A 12,308-nucleotide genomic window follows, 5' to 3' on the forward strand; every position below is an offset into this window, starting at 1 on the left:
TCCGGCCTGCCCTGTCCGGATGGGGGATCGCAGGTTTTCGCCGGGTGCGCGCGGGTTACGGTGAGTTTCGTGAACTTCATGCGTGGCCTTGAACTCGCCCCGGACCGGTTGCCCGCTGACGTGCGAAACCGGCTCGCCGAACTCGACCGCCTCCGCCAGGTCTGGGCGGAACGACAGGTACTTCGTCCGGCCCGGAAATGGGCCGACGACCGCGTTCGACTGTTCCGTAGACACATCCTGGAGATGCGCGCGCTCTCCGGCCACGCCATGCCCGCTCCGCTCGCTGTCGAGGCGCTGACGGCCGAGGGGTGGGACGCGGCCGACCTCGACGCAGACCTGCGCGAGCAACTGCGCGGAGAGGAGAAGGCGCTCGTGGCGCTGGCGGCCGACTGCTTGGCCGGCCACCGGTTCACCCCCGAGTACCTGCAAGGGCTCGCCCGCGCCCTGGGCGGGGAGGACAACGTCCCGCCGGTGGAGATGCTGGGCGGCTGCCTGGCCGAGGCCGCCTCGGTGTGCACCCATCCCGTCGTCCGTGCCGCCGTGGTCTACCTGTGTTGCGCCGGCGCGCTGGCGCAGCAGGCATCCTCCGGCGCAATCGTTCCGGAGCAGGCCACTGCTGAGTTCGCGGCCCGTGGACAGGAGGGCCGTATCGCACTGCCGTGGGCGCTCGCCTCGATGGCGCTGATGCGGGCGAACCACCCGCCGCTGATCGCCGACCACCGAACGGCCGCGGCTTTTCGCGGTGCCCTGGTCGGTGCCGCCGACCAGGACCGGCTGGTCCGGTTGACCGGTCTGTTCGCCGACCTGGAGATCGCCGCGCTGCGCGGCGAGCTCAGTTGGGCCGCGGAGCGACCGGCTCCGGAGACAGGGGGAACGGCACTGGCCAGGGCGGTGTACCGGCGCCTCCTCACCCATCTGCGCCAGCGGGCCTCCTCGCTCTCCCTGGTGCTGCGCGAGCTCGATCCGGCGGCCCGGGTCGGGGTCAACTCCGGGGATCTCGGTGGTGACGAGCCCTACCGGGAACGCATGGACTCGGCGGCCGAACGTGCCTTGTTCGCGCGCGGCGGTTCCTCGTGGTGGGTCTGTCTCAACGCCGAGACCGAAGGGACGACCCTGCGGTTGCTGCTCACCGTCCAGGACGTCGGGGGGCCGGCCACGGGAGTACTCGCGGTCACCGCCGACGCCCGCCTCGAATCGCTGAACGAGTCACAGGACGTTCTCGACCTGGCCTCCACGGACTGCGTGACACTGCTGTCCACCGACAGCGCCGACGAACGCTGGCCCGCGGTGGCCGACCTGACCGACGAGGTCGTCTCCCGCGCGGTCAGCCATCTGACCAGCGTCATGGCCTGAGAGTCCCCGTTCGGGCCCGGTGTGCCGTCAGGCACGCCGGGCCCGGCTCAGGGCAGCGGGTGCGGTGGTGCGCTCTTGAGGAGACGCAGCGCCTTCTGCTGCTCGAAGTCGAGGGCCCGGGCAGGGGGTGGGGTCAGCCGGCCCAGCCGCTCGCCGTAGGCGCGCACCCGTACCCGGGTCGCGGGTTCGGCCAGCACGCGCAACGCGAAGGACAGCGCCGCCGGGGTGATGTCGTAGGAGCGTTCCAGCTCCAGGCCCGCGGCCACCGTCTGCACGTCGGCCTCCGTGAACCGGCGGTGCCGGTGGCCGCGTCCGGTCGGCTGTTCCTTGGTCACCGGGAGCAGGCCCAGCCCTTCCCGGTAGCGCAGCATACGGGGGGTCGTGTCGAGCCGATCGGCAGCAGCCGAGATCGGAATATCGCGCTCCATGCCCACGAATCTAACAAACCATCGTCAACTTTGCGCGTTTGGTCGTGTCCGGTCGGGGCGCGCGCCTCTAGACTCGGGACGCACCCACAGGAGGAGTTAAGAAGCATGGCATTCGACTTCAAGGTCGCGGACCTGTCGCTGGCGGAGTTCGGTCGCAACGAGATTCGCCTCGCCGAGCACGAGATGCCCGGCCTCATGGCAACGCGCGCGGAGTTCGGTGACTCCAAGCCGCTCCAGGGCGCCAGGATCATGGGTTCCCTGCACATGACCATTCAGACCGCGGTCCTGATCGAGACCCTGGTGGACCTGGGCGCCGACGTCCGCTGGGTCAGCTGCAACATCTTCTCCACCCAGGACCACGCCGCCGCGGCGGTCGTCGTCGGCCGTGACGGCACGCCGGAGGACCCCAAGGGCGTCCCGGTGTTCGCCTGGAAGGGCGAGACGCTCGAAGAGTACTGGTGGTGCACCGAGCAGGCGCTCACCTGGCCCGGCGCCGACGGCCCGAACATGATCCTCGACGACGGCGGCGACGCCACCATGCTCGTCCACAAGGGCGCAGAGTACGAGAAGGCCGGTGCGGCCCCCGACCCCGGTACCGCCGACTCCGAGGAGTTCCGCGTCGTGCTGGAGCTGCTCCAGCGCAGCATCGCCGCCGACTCCGGCAAGTGGACGAAGGTCGCCGCCCAGATCCAGGGCGTCACCGAGGAGACCACCACCGGCGTGCACCGCCTCTACGAGATGCACCGCAACGGCGAGCTGCTCTTCCCGGCGATCAACGTCAACGACTCGGTCACCAAGAGCAAGTTCGACAACAAGTACGGCTGCCGCCACTCCCTGGTCAACGGCATCAACCGCGCCACCGACGTCCTCATCGGCGGAAAGGTCGCGGTCATCGCCGGCTACGGCGACGTGGGCAAGGGCAGCGCCGAGTCGCTGCGCGGCCAGGGCGCCCGGGTGATCGTCACCGAGATCGACCCCATCTGCGCGCTCCAGGCGGCGATGGACGGCTACCAGGTCGCCACGCTCGAGGACGTCGTCGAGACCGCCGACATCTTCGTCACCACGACCGGCAACTTCAACATCATCATGGCCGGCCACATGGCCCGGATGAAGCACCAGGCCATCGTCGGCAACATCGGCCACTTCGACAACGAGATCGACATGGCGGGCCTCGCCGCGATCCCCGGCATCGAGAAGATCGAGATCAAGCCGCAGGTGCACGAGTGGCGCTTCCCCGACGGCCACTCGATCATCGTGCTGTCCGAGGGCCGCCTGCTCAACCTGGGCAACGCCACCGGCCACCCCAGCTTCGTGATGTCCAACAGCTTCACCAACCAGGTGATCGCCCAGATCGAGCTGTTCACCAAGCAGAGCGAGTACCCCACCGACGTCTACGTGCTGCCCAAGCACCTCGACGAGAAGGTGGCCCGTCTGCACCTGGACGCACTGGGCGTACGCCTGACCGAGCTCACCAAGGAGCAGGCGAGCTACATCGGCGTGGACGTCGCCGGGCCGTACAAGCCCGACCACTACCGCTACTAGCCGACCCGATGTCCCTTCCCCAGCACGACATCGCGGACCCCGGCCTCAGCGCGGCCGGGGCCCGCAGGGTGGAGTGGGCCGAGCGTTCCATGCCGGCACTGCGTCGAATCCGGGACGGATTCGCGCAGCGCCGGCCGCTGGAAGGCCTGCGGGTGGCCGCATGCATGCATGTCACCGCCGAGACCGCCAACCTCTTGCGTGCGTTGCGCGCGGGCGGGGCCGAGGTGGCGCTGGCCGCCTCCAACCCCCTGTCCACCCAGGACGACACCGCCGCCGCGCTCGTCATGGAGTACGGGGTCGGTGTGCACGCCCGTTCCGGGATGGACACCGCCACCTACGACCGCAACCTCGCCACGGTGCTGGAGTACCGTCCGCACCTGCTCCTGGACGACGGCTGCGACCTCGTCAACCTGGCACACCTGCACCGTCCGGACCTGCTCGCCGAGACCCTGGGCGGGTGCGAACAGACCACCACCGGCGTGATCCGGTTGCGCCAGATGAGCGCCGAGGGAGTACTCAAGATCCCGATGGTCGCCGTCAACGACACCGCCACCAAACGGATGTTCGACAACCGCTACGGCACCGGCCAGTCCACGATCGACGGCATCATGCGCGCCACCAACGCGTTGCTGGCCGGACGGACCCTGGTCGTGGCCGGTTTCGGTTACTGCGGACGCGGCCTGGCCGAACGTGCCCGCGGGATGGGTGCGCGCGTCGTCGTCACCGAGGTCAACCCGGTCAAGGCGCTGGACGCCGCCATGCAGGGCTATCCGGTCCTGCCCATGGCGGAGGCCGCGACGATCGGCGACGTGTTCGTCACCGTGACCGGCAACCGCGACGTCATCCGCGCAGAGCACCTGGCCGTGCTCAAGGACGGGGCGATCCTGGCCAACTCTGGTCACTTCGACGTCGAGATCGACCTCGTCGCCCTGGAAGCACTGGCCGTCGAGGTCCGACGCGAGGTCCGGCCCCAGGCCGACGAGTACGTCCTCGCCGACGGACGTCGCCTGATCCTGCTGGCGGAAGGCCGCCTCGTGAACCTCGGCGCGGCCGAGGGACATCCGGCCGCCGTGATGGACATGTCCTTCGCCGTCCAGGCCCTCACCGTGGCGTGGCTCGCCGAGCACCACGCCGACCTCGCCCCGGGGGTCGTGGAGGTCCCCGCCGCGATCGACACCGAGGTCGCGCGGCTGGAGCTCGCGGCGCTGGGCATCCGGATCGACGCGATGACCCCCGAGCAGGAGGACTACCTCAGGTCCTGGCGCGTCTGAGCCGACACCGCACGCCGGTCGCGGCCTCGTCCCGCTCACACCGTGCCCGTGCGCGAGGCGTTACGACCACGGGGAGGAACCGTGCTGTCGGCGGGCCTCCTCGCGGCGGCGGCGTTCGGCGAGGACCGCGGACAGGAACTCCGGAGGGCTCGCCCACTGGGGCGGCGGGGGAGCCACGTACCTGGCGACGGTGTTGGCGACCTGGACCCCCATCTCGTAGCGGGTGGCCTCGGTGAGCTCGTCGTAGCGCAGCACGTACTGGTGCGCCATCGACGCGGTCTCGGCCGGCAGTCCGGACAGTTCCGCGTGCTGGGCCCACTCGGCCATCCTCGGGGGCATCTCGATCGCTGTGCTCGGGCGGCGCCCCGCCCGTTCCTGGACCACCATGGTCCCGGCCAGGAAGTCCCCGACCCGGCGGCCGTCCCGGTTCAGCATCGACACCACCACCGCCACCACGCCGAAGGTCATCCACAGTTCGACGAACCCGGTCAGCCCGCGGGTCAGGGCCTGGCGGAACCGCACCGGTCCGCCGTCCTCGCTGACGACCCGCAGGCCCAGCGCGTACTTGCCCAGGGACCGGCCGCGGCTCAGCGTCTCGAAGGCCACCGGGTAGACGACGATCACCAGCACCATCGTCGCCACCGCCAGTGCCGCGGCCATGGCCGTGTCGATGGCGCCCTCGACCAGCGCCAGGAGCAGGGTCGCGCCGATCAGGACGCTCACCTGGAGGGCGACGTCGATACACAGTGCCACCATCCGGCTGGCGAACCCAGCGGGATTGAGGTCGAGGACGACCGCGTCCCCGGTCACCAACCGGGTCTGCTCGAACTGGCCGCCCTGGTTCGCCACCGTCGTCTCCCATCGCTCGCACACCGCACCGACACACCAAGTCTGTCAGGTGCTCTGATGGCCCGACGCCCGGTACGGTTCCCCGGGTTCCGCCCTGCCTTTCGCCCTCGGGGGGTCAGTAGAGTCAAAGCGTGGACCTCGATCTCTTCATCGCCGAACACCGTCCCGACTGGAACCGGTTGGAAACGCTGGTGCGCCGGCACCGCAAGCTCGACGGGCCAGAGGTGGACGAACTCGTCGAGCTGTACCAGCGGGCAGCCACCCACCTGTCGGTGCTGCGCTCCTCGGGCCAGGACCCGGCCCTGACCGGCTGGTTGTCGGGGCTGGTGGCGCGGGCCCGTTCCGTCGTGACCGGCGCGCAGTCGGGGGGCTGGCGCGACTTCGGGAGGTTCTTCACCCGCAGTTTCCCCGCCGCGCTGTACCGGCTCCGCTGGTGGTGGATGCTCACCGCGCTGGCCTGCACGGCCGTCGCCTTCGGGGTCGGCTGGTGGGTCGCGGCCAACCCGGAGGTCCAGGCCGCGATGGGCACGCCCGAAACCATCCGGTCCTACGTCGAGAACGACTTCGCGAACTACTACGTCGAGAACCCGGGAGCGTCCTTCGCCGCCCAGGTCTGGACCAACAACGCCTGGGTGGCCGCCCAGGCCATCGTGTTCGGCGCGTTCCTGTGCCTGCCGGCCGTCTACGTGCTCGCCACCAACTCCATCGGGCTGGGCCAGGCCGGCGGGTTGATGGCAGCCAACGGCAAGGCCGACGTCTTCTTCGGCCTGATCCTGCCGCACGGTCTCCTGGAGCTGACCGCGGTCTTCGTCGCCGGCGGAGTGGGGATCAAGCTCGGCTGGACCTTCATCGCGCCGGGCCACCGCACCCGGATCAGGGCCATGGGCGAGGAAGCCCGTTCAGCGATGGGCGTCGTCCTGGGGCTGGTCGTGGTCCTGTTCGTCTCCGGGCTCATCGAGGGGTTCGTCACCGGCTGGGTGCACACCACCTGGCTGCGCATCGGTATCGGGGTGGTGGCGGAGGTGCTGTTCTTCCTCTACGTGTTCACCCTGGGGCGCCGCGCCGTCCAGCAGGGGGAGACGGGCGACATCCGCGACTCCCCGCAGACGGTCGCGGTCTCCGGCTGACGCCGTGCCGCTTTCCCTCCCCGAGTACGAAGAGCGCTACAGCCGTCCCTGCGCCTTCAGCGAGATGTAGGCGTCGGCCAGTGCCGGCGCGATCTCCTCGGGGCCGGCGTCCACGACCTCGACGCCGTGGCGGCGCAGCTCCGCGGTGATGCGGCGGCGCTCGGCCAGGGTCTTCTGGGCGGCCGCCGCACCGTAGACCGACTGTGCGTCCCCGCGCTGTGCCGCCATCTCGGCCACCTTGGGGTCGCCGACCGCGGCCACCAGCACCATGTGCCGAGCGGTGAGCGCGGACAGTCGTGGCAGCAGCCCCTCCTCCATCGCGGCGGCGTTGAGGTCGGTGAGCAGCACCACCAGTTGCCGGGTCCGGCTCTGGCGCCCCAGGATCGTGGCCACCAGCCCGGCGGAGTCGGATTCCACCAGTTCCGGCTCCAACGGTGTCATCGCCCGCACGATCGCCTGGAGCGTGCTGCCCCGCCCCTGGGAGCGCACCTGCGCGCGGACGCGGCGGTCGTAGGCCAGCAGTTCCACCCGGTCGCCGGCCTTGCCGGCCAGCGCGGTCAGCAGCAGGCCGGCGTCCATCGCATGGTCCAGTCGAGGAGTGTCGCCCACGCGCCCGGCCGATGTCCGGCCGGTGTCCAGGACCACGAGCAGCCGCCGGTCCCGCTCGGGCCGCCAGGTGCGTACCACGACGGTTTCGCGGCGCGCGGTCGCGCGCCAGTCGATGGAGCGCACGTCGTCACCCGGGACGTATTCGCGCAGCGAGTCGAACTCGCTGCCCTGTCCGCGGATCATCGCGCGGTGTTGGCCGTCCAGCTCGCGCAGCTTGGACAGCTTGCCCGGGAGGTGGCGCCGGCTGTGGAACGGCGGCAGCGCCCGCACACTCCACGGCACGGCGTGCGTGGACTGGCGCGCGGCCAGCCCCAAGGGGCCGTAACTGCGCACGGTGACGTGTGCGCGATGCTGGTCGCCCCTGCGGACGGGGGTCAGCGTGGTCTCCACCCGGCGACGTTCGCCCGCCGGAACCACGAGGTCGTGGACGCGGGGGCCGGCCACGGCGCTGGGCGCCCACGCGTCGCGCACGGTCGCCCGGAGCGTGCGCTTGTCCGGGTTGGCCACGATCAGGAAGACCGCCGCGTCCTCGCCCAGCCGGACCGACGTCGCGCCCCCGGCTTCCAGCCGCACCCGCCGGGAGTTCGCGGCAAGGGCGAGGTCGGTCAGCAGCAGTGCCGCGAGCGCGCCGAGCACCGCCCACAGCACCCACGTGCCCGCGGGTGCGGCGAGGAACACCAGCAGCACCCCGACGAACGCCAGGAACACCGCGCGGCCAGTGATCGCCATGGGTCAGATCCGCCTTTGCTTGCTGGGGGCCGCTGATCGTGTCGTGCCCACTGTCCCGACCGCGGTCGGACCGCGCGAGGCGGAGCCGACCGCGAGGACACGGGGTCAGCGGGGAACGGGAACGGAGGAGAGCACGCTGTCGAGGACGCCGTCGGTGGTCGCCCCCTCCAGTTCGGCCTCGGGGCGCACCGCGATCCGGTGGCGCAGTGTGGCCTTGGACAGGGCTTTGACGTCGTCGGGGGTGACGTAGTCGCGACCGGACAGCCACGCCCAAGCCCGGGCGGTGCGCAGCAGCGCGGTGGCGCCGCGCGGCGACGCGCCCAGTTGCAGCGACGGGGAGGAACGGGTGGCCCGGCACAGGTCCACGATGTAGGCCAGGACCTCAGGGGCCACCCGCACGGAGCTCACCGCTGCCCGGGCGGCCACCAGCTCCGCCGCTCCGGCGACCGCCTGTACCCCGGCCGCCTCCAGGTCCGAAGGATCGAACCCGGCGGCGTGCCGGTCCAGCATCTCGACCTCCGCGTCGCGCGGCGGCAGCGGCACGATCAGTTTCAGCAGGAACCGGTCCAGCTGGGCCTCGGGCAACGGGTAGGTGCCCTCGTACTCGACGGGGTTCTGCGTGGCGGCCACCATGAACGGGTCCGGCAGCGCCAACGGCTTGCCGTCCACCGTCACCTGCCGTTCCTCCATCGCCTCCAACAGCGCCGCCTGCGTCTTGGGCGGGGTGCGGTTGATCTCGTCAGCCAGCATCAGGTTGGTGAAGACGGGGCCGTCGTGGAACTCGAACTTGGCACTGCGCGCGTCGTAGACCATCGAGCCGGTGACGTCGCCGGGCATCAGGTCGGGGGTGAACTGGACCCGCTTGTGATCCAGGGACAGAGCCGCCGACACGGAACGCACCAGGAGCGTCTTGGCGACGCCCGGCACCCCTTCCAACAACACGTGGCCGCGGCACAGCAGCGCGATGACCAGGCCGGTCACCGTCTCCTCCTGGCCGACTACGGCCTTGCCGACCTCGGAGCGCAGCGCCGTCAGCGCGGTCCGCGCGGCATCGGGGGACACCGGCTGCTCGGGGTGGTACTCGCTCACGACTGGGGTACCTCTTTCCATATCGAAGTCCGGAAGCGGGGGAGGGGACGGCACGGGCCGGGACTGGGGCTCCGCGTCACTCCCGCACCTCCCGATCGAGCGCGTCGAGCTCGTCGGCGAGCCGGACCAGCGCCGTGTCGTCGGCGGTGTAGGGGTCGCTCGGCCCACCGTAGAGCAGGGCGCGGATCTGTTCGGGGTCGCGCGGGCTGCGCTGGGACACCGCTTCGACGACCGCCTCGGGAGCGGTTTCGGTGCCCAGTCCCAGCCTGGGACGCACAGAGCTGAGGGCGCCCGAACGCAGCGCCTCCGCCGCGTTCGGGCGGGCCCGTCGCGCCGTGTACAGCCGTGCGCGTCCCTCGGTGGTCTCCGAGGCCCGCACCACGACCGGCAGCCGCTCGGCCACGAGCGGTCCCAGTCGGCGTCCGCGCCACAGCGCGAGCAGCAGCAGCGCCGCCAACAGCATGCCCGCGCCCGGCAGGAAGCCCGGGTGCAGCAGGTTGACCGGATCGGAGGCCCCACCGGTCGAGGGGACGTCGGGCAGGAACCACACGACGCCGTCGCCGGCCAGCAGGTTGATCATCAGCGCCGCGTTGCCCTCGTAGGCGAGGAAGCGGTTGCGCATCGGGTCGCCGGAGCCCAGTATCGTCACCGTCGCGTCGCCGCTGTCCGTCCTGACCAGGGCGCTTCCGCCCTCGGCCGGGTAGCAGGCGGTTGAGGCGCCGCTGTAGAGCTCCCCGCCGGTGCGCGCGTCGCCCGCGGTGCGCGCCGCCTCCAGCGTGCACTCGGGGGAGAGGACGTCGCGGTCGTCGCCGCGGCCGGTCACCTCCACGCCCGGTGCGAGGGCCTTGATCGCCTGGGTCGTCGGCTGGACCAGCAGCCGGTCGCCGGGGAGCCCGGCGAGCCGGTCGAGTTCCCCCGCGGTCAGCCGGTGCGACTTGACCAGGACGAGCACCGAGTCCGCACCCGCGGCGGCGACGGCCTCGTCGGTGTCGCGGGCGATGGTGACCGGAACGTCGAAGTCGTCGCGCAGGATCTGCACGAGTGCCCGCGACCCGTCGGGATTGGCGCCTTCGGGGTCGAGGTCGCCGATGGGGGAGGGCACGGCGTTCAGCGATACGAGTACCCCGAGCACGCTCGCCCCGACCAGGAACGCCAACGGGCCGCGCACTCGGCGCCATACTCCGGCAACGCCCACCGAGACGGCGCTCGAACCGGCCGGTGGGTCCGTCGGCGGGGACTGCGCCGCGCCGGTGGTGTCCGTGCTCATCGGGTCGGCTCCGCGTCCTTGACTGGTCGGGCGGCGCGCACCGCGTCGTCCACCGCGACGAGGGCCTGGTAGCCCTCCGCGGTGGCCGCGCGCTCGCCGTACCAGACGTCGTTGAACACGACGGCGGCCCGGTCGAGGTCGGCGCGCAGCTCAGGGAGCGGGCCCGAGGTCTCCGCGGCCAGCTCGGTCGCGGTACGGCCCGGGCGTGGGGTGATCAGGGCGCGCTCCTCAAGATCGCGGGTGATGGCGCGCAGCCGTTCCCGGATGGCGTCGGCGTACTCCTGCGCGACGGCGTGGCGTTCGGCGCGGTCGCGGTGCCCGGAGGCGGTCAGGACCGTGCCGCCGTTGACCACGGCCGCACGCTTCGCCCGGCGGGCCGGGCGCAGGTAGACGACGAGGACGACGAGCAGGACCGCGAGGAGCAGCAGCAGCGGTCCCACGACCCACCAGCCCCCGGCCACTGATCCTGCGACCTGGTTGAGGAGGGAATCCAGCCAGCCCATGGCCCAGCTGTAGAGGCGGTCGATCAGGGAGGGTTCCTGCTCCCGGTAGATCGACTTGGCCAGTTCCTCCTGCGCGGCCCGTGCAGCCTCCCCCCGGCCGACCGGATCGCTCAAAAGGGGGCTCCAGGTCGGTCGCCGGTGAGGTAGACCTCGGGTCCGACCTGGTGGCCGGACTGAGTCGCCTGCTGCAGCCGCAGGTCAAGACCCTCGCGCCGCATCCGCATGTCCAGGTACAGCAGCGCGCTGGCCCCCGCGGAGAAGGGCGTGGTCAGCGCGGTGGCCACCGCCGTCGCGACGAAATTGGTGGCCAGGGTCGCGATGACGATCGCGGTGGGGTCGGCCAGGACCAGTTGCAGTCCGGTGCCGACGATCGTGAACGGGGTCTGCAACAGACCCGAGACGAAGCTGATGATCAGGTTGGCCAGCAGCAGGATGCCCAGGATGCGCCAGAAGCTTCCCGAGGTCAGCCGCCAGGAGCGGGCCAGGGCGGGGAACGGGCCGATGCGCTCCAGCACGATCGCGGGCATGGCCAGGGAGATCTTGGTCGCGAGCCAGGCCGTGAGTGCCACGGCGAGGACGACGCCCAGCAGTCCCGCCAGGATGCCGGCCACCGGGGCCTGGGTGATGCCGAGGGCCACCGCGAGCACGATCACCCCGAAGAACAGCGCCATGGCCGCGATCGCGAAGACGAAGGTCAGACCGGTCAGGCCGAGGATGGCCCCGACCCGGCCGCGCACGGTGGAGAAGGCCTCCTTGAAGGAGACCCGGCGGCCCAGCACCGACAGGGCCAGTACCCCGGTGAGCAGGCCCAGGAGGACGGAACCGGCCACCAGCTGCACGACGAGGCCCGCGAACAGGCTGACCATGCTGCCCAGGGAGAAGGGGAAGACCACCTCGTCGGACGGCGGGGGTGCCATCTCGAAGGACATGGCCTCCGACAGCAGCGACCCGGTGCCCAGCGTCGAGATCAGCCCCGACACCGCCATGACGATGAAGGCGATCCCGATGGTGGCGCCGGGGTTGTGGCGCACGTAACCGAACGCCCCGTTGAAGATGTCGCCGAGGGAGAGCGGACGCAGCGCGATCACCCCGGGGCGCGGTGCGGAGTACGGTGCCCATGGGTACGGGCCCTGCGGCCCCCAGCCGTGCGGGGCACCGGCACCGGGAGGCGGACCGTAGCCGGGCTGTGCGGGGCCGCCGGGAGGCGCCCCCCATCCCTGGTCGCCCGGGGGAGGGCCGTACGGTCCCTGGCCGCCGGGGGGAGGGCCGTACTGCCCCTGGTTCCCGGGGGGCGCGCCCCAGCCCTGGACCGGTGCGCCGAAAGGCTGCTGTCCGACGCCGGGGGGTGCTTCCCAGCCGCCGTTGGGAGGCTGAGCCGGTTGGGGACCGCTCCAGGGGCCGTCCTGCGGGGTGTCGGCCGGTTCCTGGCGGTCGCCCGGGGCCCGCCACGCCTGGCCGTCCTCCTGGGACATCAATCCTCCTGTGCGTCAACCGAGTGCCCGAACGGGCTTTCGACGGGTGCTTGAACGGATGGTCGTGTT

At 71.4% G+C, this 12,308-nt stretch carries 11 protein-coding genes; 4 read left to right on the forward strand and 7 right to left on the reverse strand.

All coding sequences use genetic code 11. The annotated features are described in order from the left end of the window. Positions 1-78 precede the first annotated feature (78 nt). Positions 79-1,353, forward strand: coding sequence for a hypothetical protein (locus AC0VYP_RS03535; RefSeq protein ID WP_475474152.1), 1,275 nt, complete (start codon positions 79-81; stop codon positions 1,351-1,353). 47 nt (positions 1,354-1,400) lie between these two features. On the opposite strand, the gene AC0VYP_RS03540 is transcribed toward AC0VYP_RS03535, so the two are convergent. Further along, positions 1,401-1,781, reverse strand: a complete 381-nt coding sequence (locus AC0VYP_RS03540; protein ID WP_285761194.1) for a MerR family transcriptional regulator — start codon at positions 1,779-1,781, stop codon at positions 1,401-1,403. Positions 1,782-1,886: 105 nt separating this feature from the next. Between AC0VYP_RS03540 and ahcY the strand changes: the two genes are divergently transcribed. Together ahcY and AC0VYP_RS03550 are read left to right on the forward strand one after the other, a co-directional pair. Continuing rightward, complete coding sequence (gene ahcY, locus AC0VYP_RS03545) at positions 1,887-3,323, forward strand: adenosylhomocysteinase (RefSeq protein ID WP_475472461.1); 1,437 nt, start codon at positions 1,887-1,889, stop codon at positions 3,321-3,323. Between the two features lie 8 nt (positions 3,324-3,331). Continuing rightward, entirely contained in the window at positions 3,332-4,594 is a 1,263-nt protein-coding gene (locus AC0VYP_RS03550; RefSeq protein ID WP_475472463.1) for an adenosylhomocysteinase, read from the forward strand. 60 nt (positions 4,595-4,654) lie between these two features. On the opposite strand, the gene AC0VYP_RS03555 is transcribed toward AC0VYP_RS03550, so the two are convergent. Further along, positions 4,655-5,443, reverse strand: a complete 789-nt coding sequence (locus AC0VYP_RS03555) for an RDD family protein (protein ID WP_475472465.1) — start codon at positions 5,441-5,443, stop codon at positions 4,655-4,657. Positions 5,444-5,574: 131 nt separating this feature from the next. On the opposite strand from AC0VYP_RS03555, the gene AC0VYP_RS03560 reads away from it, so the two are divergent. Next, positions 5,575-6,570 (forward strand): stage II sporulation protein M, encoded by a 996-nt coding sequence (locus AC0VYP_RS03560; RefSeq protein ID WP_285761198.1) that lies wholly within the window; start codon positions 5,575-5,577, stop codon positions 6,568-6,570. 36 nt (positions 6,571-6,606) lie between these two features. On the opposite strand, the gene AC0VYP_RS03565 is transcribed toward AC0VYP_RS03560, so the two are convergent. From AC0VYP_RS03565 to AC0VYP_RS03585, 5 genes are all read right to left on the reverse strand, one after another. After that, positions 6,607-7,908, reverse strand: coding sequence for a DUF58 domain-containing protein (locus tag AC0VYP_RS03565; protein ID WP_285761199.1), 1,302 nt, complete (start codon positions 7,906-7,908; stop codon positions 6,607-6,609). Between the two features lie 105 nt (positions 7,909-8,013). After that, complete coding sequence (locus tag AC0VYP_RS03570; RefSeq protein WP_285761200.1) at positions 8,014-8,997, reverse strand: AAA family ATPase; 984 nt, start codon at positions 8,995-8,997, stop codon at positions 8,014-8,016. A 76-nt stretch (positions 8,998-9,073) separates the two neighbouring features. Continuing rightward, the gene (locus tag AC0VYP_RS03575) at positions 9,074-10,264 is read right to left on the reverse strand and encodes a DUF4350 domain-containing protein (protein ID WP_475472468.1); all 1,191 of its coding nucleotides are present in this window, start codon (positions 10,262-10,264) and stop codon (positions 9,074-9,076) included. Beyond that, positions 10,261-10,881 carry a DUF4129 domain-containing protein gene (locus AC0VYP_RS03580; protein WP_475472469.1) on the reverse strand — a complete coding sequence of 207 codons (621 nt, stop codon included), beginning with the start codon at positions 10,879-10,881 and terminating at the stop codon, positions 10,261-10,263. The genes AC0VYP_RS03575 and AC0VYP_RS03580 overlap by 4 nt, the downstream gene beginning before the upstream one ends. After that, complete coding sequence (locus AC0VYP_RS03585) at positions 10,878-12,239, reverse strand: glycerophosphoryl diester phosphodiesterase membrane domain-containing protein (protein WP_285761203.1); 1,362 nt, start codon at positions 12,237-12,239, stop codon at positions 10,878-10,880. The genes AC0VYP_RS03580 and AC0VYP_RS03585 overlap by 4 nt, the downstream gene beginning before the upstream one ends. Positions 12,240-12,308: the final 69 nt, after the last annotated feature.

This window comes from Nocardiopsis sp. iso_186, from assembly GCF_056173365.1.

Coding starts and splice junctions, on each gene's coding strand:
- AC0VYP_RS03550 (WP_475472463.1), top strand. CDS start 3,332: ATGTCCCTTCCCCAGCACGACATCGCGGACCCCGGCCTCAGCGCGGCC.
- AC0VYP_RS03565 (WP_285761199.1), bottom strand. CDS start 7,908: ATGGCGATCACTGGCCGCGCGGTGTTCCTGGCGTTCGTCGGGGTGCTG.
- AC0VYP_RS03540 (WP_285761194.1), bottom strand. CDS start 1,781: ATGGAGCGCGATATTCCGATCTCGGCTGCTGCCGATCGGCTCGACACG.
- ahcY (WP_475472461.1), top strand. CDS start 1,887: ATGGCATTCGACTTCAAGGTCGCGGACCTGTCGCTGGCGGAGTTCGGT.
- AC0VYP_RS03575 (WP_475472468.1), bottom strand. CDS start 10,264: ATGAGCACGGACACCACCGGCGCGGCGCAGTCCCCGCCGACGGACCCA.
- AC0VYP_RS03535 (WP_475474152.1), top strand. CDS start 79: ATGCGTGGCCTTGAACTCGCCCCGGACCGGTTGCCCGCTGACGTGCGA.
- AC0VYP_RS03585 (WP_285761203.1), bottom strand. CDS start 12,239: ATGTCCCAGGAGGACGGCCAGGCGTGGCGGGCCCCGGGCGACCGCCAG.